This is a genomic window from Novosphingobium sp. GW835-FHT14H07 (assembly GCF_058793515.1).
On record NZ_JBXAFX010000037.1, the window covers coordinates 13,839 to 33,633 of the forward strand.

Below are 19,795 nucleotides of genomic sequence, written 5' to 3' on the forward strand. Positions count from 1 at the left end.
CGCCGTTCGTCGATCAGGCGTAGAACGGTAGCTTCCGCCACAGCCTTCCATTCGCTTATAGGAAAGCCGACCAGCAGTTAAGCGCCCTAGTTCTAGCCGTTCAAGCGTGGTCGGAGCGATCCCGAAAGCGGTCGTAGGGTCATTGAAGCTGAAGCGCAGATCGCACTTAACTTTGCCGCCTTTCAGCCGCTGCTTACGGTCGGGGGCTGCGCGTCCCGCCTCAAAATCCGTGCCGCGGCTTGGTTATACTCTGGCGCTTTCCAAACCACGCCCTTATCCGACGGTGCCGTCAACAAGACTGTGGCGCAGGCAAGGCCGGCCGCATCGAATTTGCGAGCGATGAACTCGCTCTCGCCGCGGTCATGGCTCGACATGATCAGCTGATAGCCGTTCAGCTCGACCATATTGCGCATCACATCGACAAAGGCGGCCGTGTGGATGATATCGTTATGCTGCAGCGGGTCGTCGAGAAGCAGCGCACGCCAGCGTGACCATTGATAGGCCGTGCTCGCCGCGCACAGGATGCTGAAACCGTTTGCGGCTAGCTGGCCCTCGCTCAGCACGACCTGCGGAGGCAAATCCTTCTTCGTCTCGATAGCATTGTCGACCTTCTCGCGGTAGCGCAGCGCCATCCCGAAGCTGGTCGCATCGACCCTCGTCTCGGTCTTGAACTGAATGCTCTCACCCGGCGTGCTCAGCATCGCCTCGTTGAAGTCGTCGATCACCGTATTGAGCGGATCGAGCACTCGCGCCGAAAAATCGTCGGCCTGCTTCTGAAGATCCTCTGAATAGCGCTTCACTGCATTGCGCGCCGCAGTCGTGAGTTTGACCGCCGCCCGCGCTGCGTCGACTTTCGTTTTGAGCGCTGCCAGATAGGCCGTCGGATCCTTGACGCCATCGTCGCCTCCGGTCGCCCGCATCGACGCGAGGATCTCGTCGATTTCGCCCTGCAGCAGCGCATCCTCATTGTCGCGGGCAAGCACGAGCTGGCGTTCGGCGAGGGACCGTAACCCCGTCAGCACCGCGTCGATGCCGGACAGGCCGCGATCATAGGCCGCCTGGCTAGGAATGTCGTTGAGGCCAGCGCGCGTCCAGCGCTGCTGCATCTGCCGCGCCGCCTGTTCAGAGGTCCCGCGCGTCACCTCGGCCGCAGCAAGCTCGCGCTGAGCAAGGTCGAGTGCCACCTGTTCGCGCTGCACATCTGCGGTGGCGGTGCTCGCCGCCTCAGTCAGTTGTCCCAGACGACCCCGCGCGTCTTCGCCGCGCTCGCGCTCCGCCGTCAATCTGGCCTCGATCTCACCGATCGTGGCGTTCGACAGATTGCGGGCGGCGATGCGATCGGCGCACGCCTTGTCCTCCGCCTGATACTGCGCCAGTCGTATTCCGGACTGGCTGTCGCGCGCGATCAGATCTTCGAGATCGGCTGCAACGCTCCACCGCTGTTCGGTCGCTGCCGCCGCGTTCGCCGACAAGGGTTCAAGCGCAACCTCTGCGGCTGCAAGCGCAGTATCCGCATCGCGCGATCGGGCCGCGGCCAGCGCGGCGAGGTCGCTTTCGGGCGTCGTCGCGAGCGTCTGGGCGATGCTGGCACGCGCATTCGTCACGGCATCAGCCGCTGCTCTCGCGGTCCGATCGAGTCCGTCGACCGCCGCCACGATCCCGCGAAGGCGACGGATTTCATCGCCGAGCGCGGGGCGGGTGGCGCGCAAGGATTCCAGCGCGTCATCGGCTTGCGCGAGGCGATGGTCGCTCCCCGACGCCGCGGCATCAGCAAGCGCCTTCAGGGCGCCCGGTTCGAATTGCGTGCGGCACACCGGACAGTCCGTGTCGTCCTCATGGATGTGACTGGCAAGCTGTGACAAGGCTGCGCTGATCGCCGACGCGTGACGGTCCGCCTCGGCGCGTTCGCGCTGCGCGTCGGCAATCTTGCCGTCAAGATCGGCCAACTGCGTTTCAAGTGGCGTCACTTCCACCGAAGCACGAGCGGCGGCCTCGCGTCCCTGCGCCAATGCGGCCTCGGCGGCGCCGGACTGAGCTTCCAGGTGGAGACAATCCGCCATTGCCTCATTGAGCGCTCGGGCCGATGCGGCAAGGCTCCGCAGCCGCACAACACCGGCACTGGCCTCGCCATGCTGACTGATAGCCGCGTCGGCTTCCGCAATCGTCGTGCGATGCGCCGCGATCACCTTGGCAAGCGCCGTTCGATCCTGCTGCTCGGTCGACACCAGCGCGGCCAATTGGCCACGGCGGGCGAGATCGATTCGTGCCGCATCGAGCACTGCAATATTCTGGTCGATCGTGGCGATCGCGGCATTCTGGGCGGCCACTGCGTCATTGGCGGAACCCACGAGCGGCGATGCCCGATCGAGCCGCGCCTGCGCATTGCTGACGACGCTGCGCAGCCGGACGAGAGTTGGATGGTCAAGCCGTCCCTCCGCCTGGCTGACCGCGAACTGCGCGGGCATGTCGGAGAGCGCCTCCATAGCCGTCCTGCGCTCACCGGCGGTCCGCAATGCCTCGCCGATCCGGTCCCCGAGCGCTGCGAGGCGTGCCGCGACGCCTTCGCCAGTGACGGCAATCGGCTGACCTGCCGCAAGCTGTTGAAGGTCGCGCTCGAGCTGGTCGATCCGCGCAGCGACTTCGTCGGCCGTCAACACGCCCGTGGCGCGCGCGGTCGCGCGGAGCCGCTCGAGCCGTGTCATCCATCCCTGCCAATCGGCGATCTCCCGATCGAGCGTAGCAACGATTGCCTGTTCGGCGTCGAGCCTCCGCGTGAAAGCCGCGATGGTCGGTCGGCCGCGCAACCCTGCGCGGATTCGTTCGAGTCGGTCGATGCCGCTTGGTCCCTTGAGCGCCTGCCATTGGTCCTGCGGGTCGCGACTGGTGAACCGCTGCTGCGCCGCCTGGCCAAGGAAGTGTGTAAGGGCGAGATAGGTCCCAAGATCGTTGATCGTGCGGCGATCGGGCCGCGCAAGCTGCGCGACAATGTCAGCCATGGAAGTCCCGCCGGCGGTGCTGCGTTCGATGGCGTCGCCGTCCGAGAAGGTCAAAGCGACGCTATGCGATCCGGGCTCGGCGCCCCGGCGCGTGAGATAGTCCTTCTCGACAAGCTTCTTGCGCCCCTTGTTGATATAGGGTTCGAACCGCCGGATCTTGTTAGTCAGTCCCCATTCGATTGCATCGAAGAAACTGCTTTTGCCGAGGCCGTTGGTCCCGGTGAGTAGAACAAGGCCGGGTGCTGCCGGAATGTCGATCGCGAAGTCGCCAAAGGTCCGGAAGTCTCTGATCGCAATGCGGGAGAGGAAAATCTCGCTCATGCCCGTCCCCTCCGCTCCCAGGATTTAACCAACGCCGCCACAATATCATCCGGCGTCTTCTTCTCGTCGAGCGCGATCCGCTCCCATTCGTCCGCCGTCGTCCGCGGCAGCCCCGGCGCGGTCGCACCGGTCCCGCTCAGCGCGTCGAGCGCCACGTCCTCAAACTGACCTTCGGCATGGACCCACGGCCGGGCGAGGAAAGTGCGCTTGAGGAATTCGGCGAAGCTCTCGTCGTCATTCAACGGATCTTCGGGTCGCAGCCATGCCAGCTTGCGCGCGACCCGGTCGTCGCGCTCGACCATCAACGCCATTGCGCGCCAGGCTTCCAGCCGCTCGCTCGCGCGGGGACCAAGCAGCATCAGCTGAAGATCCAGCGTCTCGTTGGTCCCAAGGAACGAGCGCGCGACGACGCACTGGTTGCGGCAGCGCCGCAGCGTCTCAAGAACCGCTTCCATCGCAGCAACCTCGGGGAGGATGCCCAGCACGATGTTGAAGCGATCGATCCGGATCGCATGGCTCTCAGCCGGCAGATCGGTTGGACTAAGCGTCGTCGACTTGCTCGACCCGCCATTGAACGTCGCGCTCGCAAGCTCTGGGCGATCCTCGACCTTGAGGTCAAGCGCCAGCGCCGCCCTGCGCAGCCGCTCGGCGAAGTCCGCCAGTGCGGGTGATAGCGTCGCACTATCCGTCATGCCGCGCCTTTCATGATCGTCTTCTCGAGCGCTTCGAAATGCCGCGCCTCGACTGCTGCCAGCAAAGTGCGCAGCTCGGCCAGGCCCACCGCCGCCGCTTCGATGAAATCGCGACTGATCGACATGATCACCGGACCAGAGCCATCCGTATCGCTGAGCCCAGGCTGGTCGGTGTCGATCTGCGCAAATGGCCGCTCGGCGATCCGGCTGACCTCGATGGCCGTTTTAACGACGAGGATGACGAACTGGGTCTGCCACATGAAGGATGCGGCGCACAGTGACATCTCGTCACCATTGATCATATCGGCCGCGCAGCCATGGCCAGTCCATTCGCTGTCGCCGTCACGCAGGCGCACTAGATTACCCGGCCTATCGCTTTTCGGCGACGTCGCATCCCAGGCTGCGGCGATGGCGAGCGCGACTGCGGTACCGCGCAGGATCACCGGCCATTTGCTCGGACCGACCAGGATCTGTGCCGCGTCGCGATGGTCATCCTCGTCGACCGCGCAAATCATCAGGCGCAGGAAATGATTGAGCAGTGCAGGGTCATCGGTGAACGAGGCATGCCAGACCGCCCATGTCGCGGCCATTGCGTCGCGAAGATCCTGCGCGATCTTCACGTTGATCGGGCGGCCGGGATCGGCGTTGCTCGCGAAGAACGGTTGGAGGTGCGTGTCCAGGCGCTCCAGCAGCCAGGCATCGAGCGAGCGGTGGATCCGGCGCGCCAGAATGTCGGGCGGCAGCGGCACCGGATCCTGGGCAGCACCGCCGGGATTGCCCGCGACGATCGCCGGCATCGCCATCCCTTCGGCGTGCGGCGATTCCAGGCTGAGCTCGCGGACGAGCTGGCTCCACAGTCCGGGCGCGGCATGGAGCCGGCAATTGCCGCTATGGCAGGCGACCCGCAGCACCGCGCCCGCGACGGCGCCTAGCTGCTCGGGAGCATCGGCTAAGATGATCTCGAAAGGCTGTTGCTCGCTCCACGATCGGATGAGCTGGTCCGCCGGAACCGCGCCGGACCAGCGGATGTTCGCGCCTTCGCGCAGCAGTTGCACCGATATGGGAAGCTGATTGGCTGCCAGCCGTTGCAGCCGCGGCGCGAGGATATCTGCACTGCGTGCCGCTTCCCTGAACAAGGACCGTGCTGGTGCCGACAATTTCGGGACGAGCGTCGCCTCGCCGTGGCGAGCAAGCCATTCGTTATGGGTCACATCGAAACTCGCCAGGTGCGCGGCAAAGGGCGCTCGCACCACGTCGCGCTGGGGGCCGCGCCGAACGATCACCGCATCCGCCGCGATCGTCTCCCCGCCGCAATCAAGCCAGAACGGGGCAACGACCGGAGCTGGATCGGGGGCGTCGATCCTCGCAACGACACCGCAATGCAGATGCCGGAACGACCGCTGGGCGTCACCTGCGCACGCCTTGATGGTGAGGTAGGCGGCGAGCCGATTGAGCGTTGCCGTGGAGACGTCGAACAGCTCGGCATGCTGGGTCTGGAACGTCAGCTGCACGCCGGGCCGCAGTTGCTGGGCGACCGCGGCAACGAGGCCGATATCAGTGAGCGGCTGCAGCAGCTCGGCATCATAGGCCGCCATGAAATCGAAGCGGGCGCCATTGGCATCCTCGGCGCGGGCGCGCGCATCGATTGCGGCAAGGGCCGGTTTCAGCGCCGCGATGCCAGGATGTTCAGAGATAAGCCGGATCATCCCGGCATGATCGAAATCGCGCGCTCCCGCGGCCACAAAATCGATCAGGCCGCCATCGCCCGCACCGCTGACGAAGAACCGCGGGGTCGGCCGGCCTGCGAACTCGGCAACCGGAACGCCGGCATCGGTCCAGTAGCTGGCACTTTGAATCGCCGGTAGCGGCTCGCCGGGCTCAAGCCCGAAGCCGACAGCAAGAAACACCATGTGAAATTGTTCGTGCAGCTCCGCGCCTGGCGCCGGGGCATTGAGCTCGGTGATATCGAGCTGATAGCCGTCCGCCGTCCGCGTCAGCCCGGTGACCCTATGGCGCAGCCGTCGCTCGAGGCGCGGCGCCAGCCTGACGACAATGTCTTCGAACCCGAGCAGGACATCGTCGCGCACGGCGCGGCACGTCCCGGACTCCCAGTCCAGGATCGGCAAGTCAGCGATGGGGTCGGTGGTGTAGTGCGCTGGCCAATCGTAGATATGCGGATCGAGCCGCCGGCGATCGGTCGTCGACTGCAGGGGCAGCAGTGCATCAGCGGACTCGAAAAGGACGACCTGCGACCCGGTGACGAGCGCGGCGGCAGCTGCAGCGGTGACACCGGCCGCACCGCCGCCAATGACGGCGATCCGCGGATTGGCGTGGAGATAGCCGAGTTCCTTAAGCGCGTGGACCAGCGACAGCGCCCGCACCTGCTGGGAGTAGAAGGTGATACGCCGGTCGAAACTGCCGATCACGAACAGGTTCGGCCGGTCGCGCACCGTCGCGCCGTCTACAATGTCTTGGGCAAGCAGAGCGTCAGCCAACGCAGCGCACTCCTGCAGACATGCGCGCCTGCTGTACCGGCACCAAGACAGTGGCGTGAGTTCCCGCACACATGGTCGACAATCTGCTCCCCCCTTCCGGCCGTGTCGCTGCTACAGCCGGCGCACTCGCTTATGGGGAGGAACCCGGGAGGTCGCAAGATTCTGATGAGTCTCGCGGAGTCACTGTAAGCGCGGCTTGGTGCCTGCCGCCCAACTTTACTCATTCCTGCTTATACCGAGCATCTGAACCTACGCCGTAACGGGCAGTTGTCAGCGGAAGGCCATAATGCCGACCTTGCCACATGAATGCCGCCTCAAGTTATACGGAGTTTGATTGGCAATTGTAATCGTTGTCACTCTTGATAAAGACACAAGTTCCTCCTCAAACCGTCGAAGGCTGCCTGCCGGCAATTGTTCCCTACGCGTCTTTTTTCCGTTGGGTATAAGTTGGTATGTAAGCCTCTGACCCAACCGCCCCTCACGTCGTGTGACAAATAGATAGTTCTCAGCGAAAAGCGGCAGGAAGCAATGTCGGGGCCGTACAAATTGCAGTATTCCCAGAACCGCCCGAAGCGATGAGGGGTATTCATAATGGCACGCAGAAATGCTCCACAGAAAATCGCCGTCTTCGGCGAGTTCAATCCGGCCGAGATCGCGGCCGCGGCTAACAAGGGCGCTGAAGCGACGGCGCGTGCGGCAGCTACGCTCGAACGCATGCGCAAGGTGTTCTGCGGCAACGATCAGATCGATCTTCTCGCCCGCCTCGCCTTCCTATGCATCATCGGCTTACCCAGCGGAAAGGCGCCCCGCCGAGAGCCTTTCATCCAGCCCCACGAGCTGGAACTCCTCCAGGCCATCGCGCTCAACGGCCACCGTGTCGTGCGACGCGACACCGCAGGCACCCCACACGCCGTTGAAGACCTTCTCGGCCTGGTGCCGCAACACACCGGGGCAATCCGGGAAATGTCATTCACGCGCCTTAGCAACGACCTCGAGCGAAACAAGGTCGAGGCGGTGTTGGATCGCATGCGCGGGACCACCCATTCGGTTCGTGGACCGCGGCATGCCTTTCAGACAAGGGCGTACTGCCGCGACCTCGCCGCAGCTTTAGACGGAGAGTTCGAAATCGCGCTCGGTTTCACGGTGACCGACGCAGTTGCCTTCCTTGAAGGTTTTGCGGCCCAGGCTGACCAGCGCCTAGAGGCGCTCCAGACCTCGGCGCGCAGATGGATGCGAGCTAGCGATCCCCGTCGCATGCTGCAATTGTTCTCCGCCGACAATCCTGAGCTCATCGACGACGAGATCGTCGTCGGGCTGCGCTCCGCGAGTATTCCCGAGGCACAGACCCGGGCTGCGCTTCACGCCCTCTTCGAGGAGCAGCTAAAAAATGTGTTTGTCGTCGAATGGCCCGGCGGCGGCGCTCGACAGAAGCGGTTGCGTGACAGCGTACGGCGCCTTTCACTCCGGTTCGGGGATGTCGGTGACGACGCGCTGCCGCATCTCAAGTTGAGCAACCCCGTCCAGGCAAAGCCCTTTGTCAATGATGACGACCGCCTGCACCTTTTCTGCACGCAGACTGCCTTCGCGAACATGGTCGAACTGATCGATGCGATGGCGGAGGCGACACCATCGTTGAAACAGCGCTGCGAGAAGTTCAAAGGTCGTTGGCTTGAAAGCAAGTTGCACAAGCTGGTGGCGTCGGCGTTCCCGTCGGGGAGCACGGTCGAAAACGCGAAATGGAATGGTGCCGACGGGAAGCCTGGCGAGACGGACTGCATCCTCCTCATCGACAAGACGGTGGGGCTCTTCGAGGCGAAGTCGGGGCGCATCAGCCCTCCCGCGAAACGAGGGGCTGAGGACCGGCTAAAGCACGACATCCGCAAACTTCTCGTCGAACCCTCGCGGCAATCGGCTCGCCTTGCGCAACTGCTGCGGTCTAGCGAGGGCGGCGTCGAACTCGACACGCCTGGGGGGACGGCTACGATCCCGCCATCCGACATTCGCGAGATCGTTCGCGTCAACGTGCTCTTCGACACGCTGGGGCCCCTGACCGCCGGCACTAGGCGGCTAGTCGAGGCGGGCTTTGTAGGTCCTGGCGAACCGATGGCACCGAGCATGAGCATCTTCGAACTAGAGACGCTGTTCGACCTTCTTCCCGATCAGGTATCGCGCTTGCACTACCTGCGGGGGCGAGAGACCATCGAACGCGAGCTACTGATTGAGGCGGACGAAATGGACCTAATCGCCCTCTACCTCGAGAGCTCGTTCTGTATCCCGGACATGCCGTCCAGCGACAGCGGGTTCAGCATTTATGGGTGGTCAGATTCGGTAGCCCAACTCTATGACGATGAAGGGCGGCGCGGCGACCGCCCTTTCCTGAAGCGAACTCCCTTCTTTAATGCCATGATCAACGCCATAGAGAAGGGTGCCGGACCGGGGTGGACCAGGTTCGGCCATCGTCTGGCAAACGTGCCTTACCGCGAACAATGGACGGTGCAGCGCCGACGCGACGAGATCGCCAGGAAGGCGCGACGACTCCATCCAGGCCAGTCTGCGTTTAGCGGGGTCTACGATAATAGCGGCGACGGCGGCACGGTTATCGGCCTTTGTGTCGGAAAGGACGTACCACCTTACGGCATTGAGGCGCACAGCCAGGAGAACGCAGTCGAAATCGCCCGCTTGGCCGGCGCTGACGAAGCTATGGTCCTTTACTGGGATGTCGGCGACAAACCTGGCGAACCGCGATTTGTGGCATCGTTTAAGCGGCCGAGCTGAGAACAAGCAATCGGCGATGTTGGAACGTCCGCTTTGCTATGCACAAGTCTTACAGCCGCCGGTCGCAACCGGCCTAGGTCGGCCCAGTGCTGCACGTCAGCTTCTAGCGGGAGCTACCATTCGACACATCACCAAGGTACGGCCGGAAAGTCCCAGGAATTGGCGTTCCACTTCCGGCAGGCCGCGACCAGATTACGTCGTTCCGATGCAGTACTGGGAATGTCGGCTCATGCCGACACCTGCCGTTCACCGTTCCTCAAACTGCCGGCATGGGCCGCTGGCAAACCAGCCGTTCGGTCGCCCGAAACGGCTCATCAAAACTTGCCGTTCATTCATCAAACTTGCGTGTGGTAGCAAACAACCGCGCTTGGGACTTTCGCGACGGTCGGTTGTGAACACCACTGCCTGACCAGCTACTATGGAACTCGGGGTCAAACAGCATAACCATCTGACACCGAACCACCGCATCAATTGCTATTTGGGTGCAGCCAAGGCCACATTTCCTTTTCAATCCCTCTGCATTCCTTCACCATGGCATCATAGTCAGACTGGTGGGCGCTATTGAGACGATGGGTCAGGGCGTATAGCCGCGCCTCAATGCCTGCCTTGAACTGCTGTCCCTCAGCGCTCTCAAAGCGGTGCGGGGACAGCCGGAAGTGCTGTTGAAGGAATGCGATATTTCCTTCCACATTCTCTTTCGTTTCGACGTAGGGCGGTTCGTCCTCTTCCTCGCCATTCTCGCTGTCGGTTTCATCGAACTCTTCGCTATTGGCCTCGGTGCGGTCGATATGCGCGGCGCAATGATAATCATTGCCAACGAAGCCGCCGGGTAGAAACTCGATCTCATCGGCTGTGTCAGTGTGACCACAGGTTTCACATGTTCTGTCTTTCACGGACGTTCTCCTTGGATGCAAAAAAGGCGCCCCGAAGCAACAGCGCTTTGGGATGTAAGGAGGCCGCATTTGGCCCCGGAGGGAGTCGAACCCGCACACGACAGGTTATAAAAGTCGGGCTTTACCAAACGACGCTACAAATACTGCCATCGCTGCGGTGCTGCCGGTTTATCTCACCGCGATCCTAAGGCAAGACGTTTTGCCACTATCCCGCGCGCGGACATGCTGACTGCGCAGCTTAACCCTCTTTCCGCGATGTGGCCTCCGGCCTGGGCCTCCTGGTCCGACGCCCGACCGCCTCTGCCGTTGGCCAGAGGGTCTCCCAGTCCCCATCTCCAGTGCGCGTCAACCTGTCCGTCATCCGCGCGAGACGCTTGGGGTCGGTGACCACTCCGCCAATCGGGACCGAATGACCAGCGACGGGCAAATGCACGTTCACGAGCGCGGCTATCCCGCGAACCATGATGATCTCCAGGTTCGCAGGAAGATGCCCAAGCGGCAGCAGAATCCCGGCGTCGAACAGGCGACGATGATTGGTCCGGATACTCTTGTGCGTCGCACGAGGCATGACGAGCCTGGTGGCGACGTCGTGCACCCCAGCGTTGCGCAGCATCTCGCGCAACTCCTGAAGGGAATCGGCCACCCGTAGCGTCCGTCCCCAAGAGGAACCGCTCGGACGGAGCCAGACGATCTCGACGGATCCCGCGATGCTGCCCGCAGTCGAGATGGCGTCCAGGAGATGCGAGACGTTGTCCTCGAGGTAGGCCGCCCCGATCGTGGGGACGAAATCGTCGCTCCTCGTGACCGACATGGCAGAGCGCCAGGCCTCGCGCGACTTCGGATTCTGCACCAGCTCGGCCAGTTGCGCCTGTCCGGTCATCCGCTCGAATTCGGCCACCGCCGCATTGGACGGGTCTGGCGCATTGAGTACCTGCCAGGCATCGCTCGCAGCCACAGTCAGCTTCTGGAAGGTCGCACCACCGTCATCGACATCGGGAAAGGCGGGGCGGACGGTGAGCTTCTCGGGGTCAAAGGACAGTCCAGCCGGAAAGACCTGATAGGCGTAGCCCCCACCATGGACTTCAGAGACCGAGTACAGGTTCACCGTGTCCGGATCCGGCAGGCGTCTGATCCGCCGAGCATAGTGCCTGAAGTTTGTCTCGAACGCCTCGCGCGCGAAGGCCTCGGGAAGATCCCGGGCGCTCGGCTGCTCGCGCAGCTTGACGAGATAGTCGACGTTGTGTGGCCTGGATCGTGGCACGATGTTGCGGCTGACCAGATCGAACCAGACATCGGCAATCAATGGCGAGACCTCGACGATGTGCGGAATATTGTCCGGCCCGACCGAGCGGAATAGCTCCCTGCCCGCAGGCGCAAGAAGGACGTCGTCACCATCAAGCTCGATCCAGGACCTGCGTTCCCCCAGGTCGAGCAGCACCGTCTCCATCTCCGACTCCGAGAAACCGAACCAGGCGCGCAGACGGGCGATCGGCATGCGCTCCAGGATGGCGAGCAACCTGAGGACATACTCGTCCACGACACCCAGCTGCCGATCGCGCGTTACCATTGCGCGAATGGTGAACCGCCGACACGCGATTTGGAAGTCGACCGCGTCGACGAGGATCCGTTGCGCGCTCACTGGTCGATCTCCCCTGCGGGCCGAACAATGCCCAAAGCCGCGTCCATTCTGCGGATGTACTCGAGCACCTGTGTCATTGGAGAGCGGGTCCTTCTCGACCCCCACATCCTGGTGTTTCCCACGATGTAAAGGCGCTCCTTCGCGCGGGACAGAGCGACGTTGCACCTGTTCTCGCGCCCGACGTGGCCCGCTTGGAACTCGTCGTTCGCACGCACGAGCGAGAGGATCACGACAGCGTTCTCCTTGCCCTAGTAGGCATCGACGGTGTCGATCGTCACCAAGCGCCTGAAGGCCTCGGGAAAAGGTTGATGCGACCATTCCCGCTCAATCCGCCGCTTCTGCTCGCTGTACATGCAGATCACGCCGATTGGCGGGTCGTTGCGCTTGGCGAGCTCTTCCACCAGGTCGGTCTCGCGTGAGAGTCGACGCAGAAGGCCTAATGTCGCCTCGATCTCCGCCTCGTTCCAGAAGTCGCGCCGGCCGCGCTCATTCTCCTCGGAATTGGGCCGCTTGGCAGTGTCATACCAGACGACCGGGGTGGCGAGGTCTGATGGTAGCGACTTGAAGCTGCCGTCCGGCTCGCGGGCGTCGGACGGCTTTAGCTTCACGCCATGCGGCGCATAGAAGATCGTCGACACCATATCGCTGATGGCAGGCGCCATGCGATACTGCTCGTCCAGCACACGCGCGTTACGCTTGCCGTAGGGCGACGCGAAGGCCCGTTCGAAGTCCGACCGCTCCAGCTCTTCCTTCGCGATGCCGCGAAATTCCTCGCGAAGGCCGACCTGTACCGCTCTGTCTACCATCGGACGGAGCTGCCGCTGGTCGCCGACGAGAACGACCCTGCTGCCCAGCTGCAGCGGGACGGCGAGCTCACCGCTGGTGCAGCGCGCGGCCTCATCGACGATGACCCAGTCGAACGAGGCGCCTTCGAGGCGAATCTGCGATTGACCAAGGCCGACGCAAGTGCCTGCGACCACCTGCCTCGTCTTCGCAAGGAACTCGTCGAAGTTGCGGTGCCCAGATCCAAGCGTGTCCTTCCATTCATGCGCCAGGGCTAACAGCTTCCGCGTAGTGACCAGGTCACCGGGGCTCACCTTTGGGTGAGCCGCCAAGGTCACCGCATACGCCTCCTCGACCAGTTCGACGGGCTGATCAACGTCTAGGCTCACCTCCCGCCCGAGTATCGCCGACGCGATCCCCGTGAACGCTCGCCTGAGCGTCGCGAGATGCTGCTCCGAACGTCGGCGGTCATCCTGGAGCGTATCGCCCTTCGCGGCCTGCACAGAGAGGTCGATCGCTCGGTGAATCGAGCCTAGCTTGAGGTCGGTTTCGATGACGTCATGGACGAACTGCCTGGGGATTCCGACCGCGCCCGCGGCATGGGCCACCCTCGTCTTGAGGCCGTTTTCAAACCGGACGCGATAGCGCTCTCTGAGCGATCGAGCCTGATACGGCCTGATGCGCTCGGTGGCCCCGCGCGATCCGACGCGGAGGATGTCTGCTTGACCACCGTGCTTCCGATAGGTCTTTAACAGCTGCTCAAGCACGTTGTTCACCGCCTCGTGCGACTGACTTGCGACCAGCACACGGCGTGCACCTCCCTTCGTGATGAGCCAATGCACGAACGAGGCGATGAACAGCGTCTTACCAGAACCTGGCGGACCCTGAAGCAGACCGAGAGGTCCCGCTGCAAGCAGGTGGCGGAACGCGTCTTCCTGACCGCTGTTGAGAAGATATCTCGCCAGGTCCCCATCGTCGGGCACCAGGCCGTAAGCGATCTCGTGCTTCTCGAGCACGGGATCGAAGTAGTCGATCAGATCGCGGATCACCGACCTGCCGTCGATCACCCGCTCAACCGCGCGGCGACGGCGCTCCTTGGACACTCTGTCGCGCCGGTCGACCAGAGCTATCAACTCACCACCGCCCGCAATCGGATGTCGCAGATCGCGTATCACCAACTGCGACGCGTCGCACCGCGGCACGTCCAGCAAACCCAGGAAGCGACCTTTCAGGCCGGGGGGTAACCTTACTTCAACCGTATCCTCATCCTCGAACTCCAATGGACGGGGGCTCTCGTATCGAAACACGGATGAGCCCGCGGCATCTGCCAGACGATTATCCAGCCGCACAGTGAGGACGGAATCCTCCTCGATCTCGGCCGCGCGCATCCACACGCGCGGGATGGGCAAGGAGCCAAGGGCGTGTTGCGGAAATTCGTCGTCCGCTCCAGCGGAGATCGATTCAAGATCAACATCATCCTCGTCGATCCACTCCTCATCCGGCGCCTCCCTAGCAGGCTCGATCGGAAGTGCGGGCTTCCACTCGGGCGCGGGAGCCGCTTCGCGGAGAAATTCGATGAGATCGCCAGCATCGTCCGTGCAGTGACCGTCCGTCAGCGCCAACGACATCCTGACCCTTTCGCCATGGGCGAGATCATGGAACTGGCTCTCGATCTCCTGGACATGCTCGAGCGCATCTTCGCGAACGCGCAGGAGCAGCCGGGTATTCAAGCCGGTGATGAAGAAGGATTCCCCCTGCGCCGACCGGTTCGACTTGACCCACAGGTGTCCGTCATCCCCTATCACAACGCGGTTCGAAAGCCCCGGAGCGACAAGACGGAAGCTACGTGGTGGTGGGGCGAGCATCCGCCTGCGCTCGATATCGATCGCGTCGAGCAGCGGCTCCAGCGTCTCGATGCCGTTCCGCTCAAGTTCGGCCTCCGCCACCTTCGCAATTGCGAGAAGGGATACCTCGATCCGCTGCGCCAACAGCGACCGCACCAACTTGCAGACGGCGAAGCGATCGATCTGCTGCTCTGAGCGTCGTTCGAAATCCAGCGGTGCCCAGCCGGGGCTGCGAATACGTCCCTCACCCAGCGGAGCCACGTCGAGAAGGTCGATCAGCGTGACGCCACCACCCTCTCCGATGATCACGTTGCCAGGATGCAGATCGCCGTGCGAGAGGTCCCGTGAATGAAGGCCGTCCACAATGACGGCCAGTTCGGCGATCAACGAAAGCAGTTCTCCCTCGGGGAGCGCCGACGGAACCTGAAGGGGTGCGCCCTCGACGAACCTTGTCACGAGGAATGCGCCCGAGGGCGAGAGACCGAATGCCTCCACTGCGGCCACTCCGCGAGCCGGTACGCTCTTCAACGCCGCAGCGGTCTCAAACATTCCTAGCAGGGCATGATCCCGCTTCGCATTGCCCCTAAGGAAGCCATTCCAGACCTTCACCACTTTTGCGTCAGGATGGTTTCCGCTCTCATAACGCGTGGTGAGGCCGGACGTAATCGGCACACCCGTGATGGGAAAAGTCGCGTAAGGAACATCTCGCGTCTCGAAAAGATCGAGGCGCGACTGATCGACATGTGGTCCGGAGGGCGTTTTTAGTTCCCCCAGCGCCTCAGCTAATGCCCTCGCGTTGGGGTAGCGTTCCCCCGGAGCAGCCAGCGCGCGTGCCGTCACTTCGGCCCAGCCCGGAGGCAGCGCGGATTCATCGTCGTCTATCCGGGCCAGGTCCTCCATGATCAGTCCTAGGCTACGCACATCCCTCTCCGTCGCGGTTGGCTCGGTGCCGCCCCAGTCCGGTTCGGGCTCGGCGTACGTGGCCAGCACATCGCGAAACTCGGCGACCGATGTCTCATTCGGTAGCCGCGCCGAGAAGAATCCGGTCAGCGACATGTTGGTGGGGGCGCCGACCCAGATGCTCGCGCCGCCGATGTCCCGGTGGGCGACGCCGTGCGAATGGAGCTCCGCCACCATCGAGGCCAAAGTATGAGCGATGTCGATCCGCTGCTCACCCGTGATTTCGGCCCCGTTCTTCTCGACGTAGCGCTGCAGGGTCGTCCAGCCCGCCGGCACCGACACGAGCTGATGGTGCTGCGTGAGGATCTCGTCCGGTGGTGTGCCGACCTCTTTCAGGATGCCCCGCTCCGCCATCCAACTGCGGCGATCTCCCAGATGCGCCATAACGCGCGTCTCACGCTCCGCGATACGCTGCCGAGCGTCAGGCTCGTTCAAGCCAGCTGGCAGGTTGTCGAAACGCCACAGCCGCAAGAGAGCCTTGACGCGTTCCTCGCGGACTCGGTGTGCCCGGTGCTCGCGCCAGACGTCGCCGCGGTGAACGTAGAAGTCCTCGTCGGTGACGCCGTAGCCGTCCCACGTCATCGCCAGAGGCCTGAAGTAGGTGGCGTTGCCGAAGAGTTTCTCGAACTCCGCTTTCAGCATGTTGGGCTTGAACTTCGAGAGCCGGACCTTGCCGAGTAGGCGATCACGCTCCTTCGGATCCGTCAGCAGGCCTGCCTCATCCAAGGTCAGCACATATGGCTTCTCGCTTTCCGGCAGGTTTTCACGCGTGGCTGAGCCGGTGAGAATCACCCGAGAGTCGACATAAACGCCGCCAAGCTGCCGTATCTGGTCCCGGATCATTGTTTTCAGCTTCTTTGCCTTCTCGTCGCCCAGAGCGACCGCAGAGCGTCCACGCCGCTGCTTCCCTAAGACCCAATTATCGCCATTCGCGGTCAGGTTGCCATTCCAGTCCTTGACCTCGAACAGGACGACCCGGTCGTCCATCACAGCAATCACGTCGATCTCCATCGGCGACTGGCGAGGTGGAAAAGCATGTAGGGACGCGTAAACGAGCCAATTGATCGGCCACGCGTTAGCTAAGGAGTCGAGTCCCTTCACCTCCCGATGCTGAATGCCAGCGCTGCTAAGATACTTGACTGTGCAGGCCATTCTTACCCCCGCTCGATCTTCCGCAACAAGAAGTCGATCCTTTGATATCGGCAATTCAGCGGCCTGTAGTCAATGTCGGAATACTTTTGGGTTGCTGGCCAACGAGGTGCGATGACCCCGTTGAAAACCTCAGGCGGTTCGTCGGTGGGCGTGAGAATTAGTGCGCGGCCGCTTTGCCATCTGCCCGCGCAAAAGCAGCCAGTCTGCTGTCGGCCCAGCCTTGGTAATTCCTCGATCAACCTTCGCGCTTTCGCAAACGTCAGGTCCCACCGAAACCCGACGTTCACGGCAGTGCTCACGAACGACGGCTTAGTCCCACGTTGCGGCGTTCTGATTCCGGCAGCACGCGACCAGACGCCGTCGTTCCCAATCATCAAGGCGTACGTCTGTTTACGCCAAATGCCGTCATTCGGCTTTGCAGATTGCCGATCGGCCCTGATTGTGACCGCAGCTGGGTGGATAGCGGAATTTCCCTTTTGACCTTGCAGAGACTCGCGCCCCATTCTAAACTCTCGGTAACGGGGCGAAGCAGCCTCCCGTTCAGGCCGACAAAAGCCCAAGTGTTGCCTCGTCGCCTTGCCGTTGTTGGCGAGGCCATCTGTGCGAGGTCATCTTGGCGTCATCGGCTCTAACCCCACCCATCACCTTCACCGAGCTGCTACGGGCGTTCACCCGCATCGGCCTCCTCAGCTTTGGCGGACCCGCAGGACAGATTGCGCTGATGCACCGCGAGCTGGTGGAAGAGCGGAAATGGGTGAACGAGGAAGATTTTCTCCACGCGCTCAATGTCTGCCATCTGCTCCCCGGCCCCGAAGCGCAGCAACTCGCCACATGGATCGGGTGGCGGCTGCATGGTTGGCGCGGCGGGCTGGCCGCGGGGCTTCTGTTTGTCATTCCCGGCGCAGCCATCATTCTGGCCCTGTCGGTGCTCTATGCCATTGCCGCCAATCTCGCATGGGTCGAAGCGCTGTTCCTCGGCGTGAAAGCGGCGGTGCTGGCGATTGTGGTGCAGGCCTTATTGCGAATTGCCGGACGTGCGCTTGATACGGTGTTGAAGCGTGCGCTGGCGGTGGCCGCATTCATCGGGCTATTCCTATTCGACCTGCCGTTTCCGCTCATCGTTTTGGGTTCCGGAGTGATTGGAATGGCAATTTCGGCCTGGCAACCCGACCTGTTGGCGCTGAAACCCACTACAACTGGCGGTGCTTTACCCGAACGACCATGGCGCACCACGATCCTGTCGATCGTCCTTTGGGGAGCGGTCTGGGCTGCGCCAATGGCGCTGATCGCGCTGACGCTGGGCCGGGAGCACGTGCTGTGGGAAATTGGCGCGTTCTTTTCGCAGCTCGCCATCGTGACCTTTGGCGGGGCCTATGCAGTGCTCGCCTACATGGCGCAGGAAGCAGTGCAAGGGTTCGGATGGCTACGCCCCGGTGAGATGGCCGATGGGCTGGGCCTTGCGGAAACCACGCCGGGGCCACTGATCCTGGTTACGCAATTTGTCGGCTATCTCGCCGCCTTCCGCGCGCCCGAACCGTTTTCACCCTTGGTGGCCGGACTGCTCGGTGCTGGCCTAACGACATGGGTGACCTTTGCGCCATGCTTCCTGTGGATCTTTGCGCTCGCACCGTGGATCGACAGGCTTGGCAATGCCGTGCGTTTGAAGGGCGGGCTCGCAGCTGTGACGGCAGCGGTTGTGGGGGTGATTGCCAACCTCACCGCATGGTTTGCGCTGCATGTGCTGTTTGCCGATGTCGGCCAGCGCGAATTCGGCCTGTTGCGGCTCTACTCGCCGGACCCGGCGAGTTTCGATTGGCGCGCAGGCGTGCTGGCGGCGATCGCCTGCGCACTGGTGTTCGGGCTGAAATGGTCGGTGCTGCGGGTTCTGATGGCCGCCGCGCTGGGCGGCATGGTTCTGGTTTTGGCATTCTGAGGAGGACAGCATGGGCATCATCACACGCAGGCAAGCCATCGGGACCGCAGCACTATCGGCCACGGGCATCGCGCTGGCAGGAACGGCAAGCGCAACCTCGGCGCAAGACCCTGCCGCAGCCGCGTCTCGCGCCGCTGCCTTTGCCGGCAAGCACACGCCCAAGCCTTTGCGGTTCAACCCGGCCAAGCTAACCGGCCTGTCCGAGCGGCTCATTACCTCGCACTGGGAGAACAATTACCAGGGCTCGGTGCGCGGCTTGAACACAATCGAAACCCGCCTTGCCGCCGCGATGGCCGATCCCGACTTTCCGCCGGTTGCCTATGCCGGGCTGAAGCGCGAGGAACTGCACCGCACCGGATCGGTGGTGCTGCACGAATATTACTTCGATGCGCTAGGCGGCAACGGCAAGCCGGGCGGATCAATCTACGAGGCGCTCGATGGCTGGTTTGGCAGCTTCGATGCCTGGCAGGCCGAATTCCGCCGCACCGCAATGTCGCTCGCAGGCGGATCGGGCTGGTGCATCCTCAGCTACAACCACCACACCCAATCGCTGCATAATTACTGGGCCTTCGATCACATGCATGGTGCAGCCACCGGCGCGCCGCTGATCGCGCTCGATATGTATGAGCACAGCTTTCACATGGATTACGGGGCGGCGGCAGCGAAATATGTCGATGCCTTCATGGCCAACCTCGATTGGGAGGTGGTGGACGCCCGCTATCAGGCTGCAACTTCCTGAGGATCATTCCTCGCGCTTTTCACCGCCCCAGCGAAATGGCGATGCCAGCGCGGCGCTTCGATTTCGCCGCGCGACATTCTGAGCGCAAGCCCGACCATCATCCCGACCGCGATGGCGACAGTAAGGTCTGCCAACACCGTAAGAAGTGCGGTCCCGAACAGCAGAGCCAAGTCCGCTTTGGGAAGACTCAAACGCTCGGGCCAACGATGCGGCTCGCTCATCGTCTAGGCTGTCACAATCAGCAAGGCGACCTGCTCGGAGCAACCCTGCGATAAGCAGGATCAGCCCCGCAATCAGCGTAAACAGCAACAATCCGTCATAGCCGTGCTCGTGGATCACGGCATAGACCACGCCGATGAACGCGCCGGTCGGGCCGCCGATCTGAACCCGGCTTCCGCCAAGCGCCGAAATCAAAAACCGGCGACCATGGCTGTGACCAAACCGGCGGCGGGTGGCGCGCCTGATGCAATTGCAATGGCGATGCTGAGCGGCAATGTGGTGACACGCCTCGAAGAGGAGACCCGGATCGGCAAAGGCGGGACCCTGGCGGCGCAGCTGTCGCGGCTCGACCTG

9 protein-coding genes and 3 pseudogenes are annotated in these 19,795 nt (G+C 62.8%); 4 read left to right on the forward strand and 8 right to left on the reverse strand.

Annotated features, from left to right (window positions below; genetic code table 11):
• Positions 1-182: 182 nt before the first annotated feature.
• The 3 genes from AC1Q5P_RS20145 to AC1Q5P_RS20155 are packed head-to-tail and all read right to left on the reverse strand — an operon-like array spanning position 183 to position 6,573.
• Positions 183-3,317, reverse strand: coding sequence for an AAA family ATPase (locus AC1Q5P_RS20145; protein WP_492519887.1), 3,135 nt, complete (start codon positions 3,315-3,317; stop codon positions 183-185).
• The gene (locus AC1Q5P_RS20150; RefSeq protein ID WP_492519888.1) at positions 3,314-4,009 is read right to left on the reverse strand and encodes an ABC-three component system middle component 1; all 696 of its coding nucleotides are present in this window, start codon (positions 4,007-4,009) and stop codon (positions 3,314-3,316) included. Before AC1Q5P_RS20150 ends, AC1Q5P_RS20145 begins: the two co-directional genes overlap by 4 nt.
• A complete protein-coding gene (locus AC1Q5P_RS20155) occupies positions 4,006-6,573 on the reverse strand; it encodes an ABC-three component system protein (RefSeq protein ID WP_492519889.1) in 2,568 nt (855 codons plus the stop codon). Before AC1Q5P_RS20155 ends, AC1Q5P_RS20150 begins: the two co-directional genes overlap by 4 nt.
• Before the next feature lie 522 nt (positions 6,574-7,095).
• Between AC1Q5P_RS20155 and AC1Q5P_RS20160 the strand changes: the two genes are divergently transcribed.
• Entirely contained in the window at positions 7,096-9,279 is a 2,184-nt protein-coding gene (locus AC1Q5P_RS20160; RefSeq protein ID WP_492519890.1) for a hypothetical protein, read from the forward strand.
• 467 nt (positions 9,280-9,746) lie between these two features.
• On the opposite strand, the gene AC1Q5P_RS20165 is transcribed toward AC1Q5P_RS20160, so the two are convergent.
• From AC1Q5P_RS20165 to AC1Q5P_RS20175, 3 genes and pseudogenes are all read right to left on the reverse strand, one after another.
• Positions 9,747-10,172 carry a hypothetical protein gene (locus AC1Q5P_RS20165; RefSeq protein WP_492519891.1) on the reverse strand — a complete coding sequence of 142 codons (426 nt, stop codon included), beginning with the start codon at positions 10,170-10,172 and terminating at the stop codon, positions 9,747-9,749.
• 238 nt (positions 10,173-10,410) lie between these two features.
• Positions 10,411-11,811, reverse strand: coding sequence for a hypothetical protein (locus AC1Q5P_RS20170; protein ID WP_492519892.1), 1,401 nt, complete (start codon positions 11,809-11,811; stop codon positions 10,411-10,413).
• Positions 11,808-16,550, reverse strand: a pseudogene (locus tag AC1Q5P_RS20175) (AAA domain-containing protein). Before AC1Q5P_RS20175 ends, AC1Q5P_RS20170 begins: the two are co-directional and overlap by 4 nt.
• 613 nt (positions 16,551-17,163) lie before the next feature.
• On the opposite strand from AC1Q5P_RS20175, the gene chrA reads away from it, so the two are divergent.
• Positions 17,164-18,483, forward strand: coding sequence for a chromate efflux transporter (gene chrA, locus AC1Q5P_RS20180; RefSeq protein ID WP_492519893.1), 1,320 nt, complete (start codon positions 17,164-17,166; stop codon positions 18,481-18,483).
• Between the two features lie 10 nt (positions 18,484-18,493).
• Positions 18,494-19,222, forward strand: a complete 729-nt coding sequence (locus AC1Q5P_RS20185; RefSeq protein ID WP_492519894.1) for a superoxide dismutase — start codon at positions 18,494-18,496, stop codon at positions 19,220-19,222.
• Here AC1Q5P_RS20185 and AC1Q5P_RS20190 read toward each other — a convergent pair.
• Together AC1Q5P_RS20190 and AC1Q5P_RS20195 are read right to left on the reverse strand one after the other, a co-directional pair.
• Positions 19,204-19,443 carry a hypothetical protein gene (locus AC1Q5P_RS20190; RefSeq protein ID WP_492519896.1) on the reverse strand — a complete coding sequence of 80 codons (240 nt, stop codon included), beginning with the start codon at positions 19,441-19,443 and terminating at the stop codon, positions 19,204-19,206. The two genes, AC1Q5P_RS20185 and AC1Q5P_RS20190, sit on opposite strands and share 19 nt — an antisense overlap.
• A 76-nt stretch (positions 19,444-19,519) precedes the next feature.
• Positions 19,520-19,579: pseudogene (locus AC1Q5P_RS20195) on the reverse strand (hypothetical protein); the annotation flags it as partial.
• Between AC1Q5P_RS20195 and AC1Q5P_RS20200 the strand changes: the two are divergent.
• Positions 19,553-19,795: pseudogene (locus AC1Q5P_RS20200) on the forward strand (hypothetical protein); the annotation flags it as partial. The pseudogenes AC1Q5P_RS20195 and AC1Q5P_RS20200 sit on opposite strands and share 27 nt — an antisense overlap.

Bases quoted from the DNA above. Each gene is read 5' to 3' on its own strand.
- AC1Q5P_RS20185 (WP_492519894.1), top strand. From the start codon at position 18,494: ATGGGCATCATCACACGCAGGCAAGCCATCGGGACCGCAGCACTATCG.
- AC1Q5P_RS20190 (WP_492519896.1), bottom strand. From the start codon at position 19,443: ATGAGCGAGCCGCATCGTTGGCCCGAGCGTTTGAGTCTTCCCAAAGCG.
- AC1Q5P_RS20145 (WP_492519887.1), bottom strand. From the start codon at position 3,317: ATGAGCGAGATTTTCCTCTCCCGCATTGCGATCAGAGACTTCCGGACC.
- AC1Q5P_RS20150 (WP_492519888.1), bottom strand. From the start codon at position 4,009: ATGACGGATAGTGCGACGCTATCACCCGCACTGGCGGACTTCGCCGAG.
- AC1Q5P_RS20160 (WP_492519890.1), top strand. From the start codon at position 7,096: ATGGCACGCAGAAATGCTCCACAGAAAATCGCCGTCTTCGGCGAGTTC.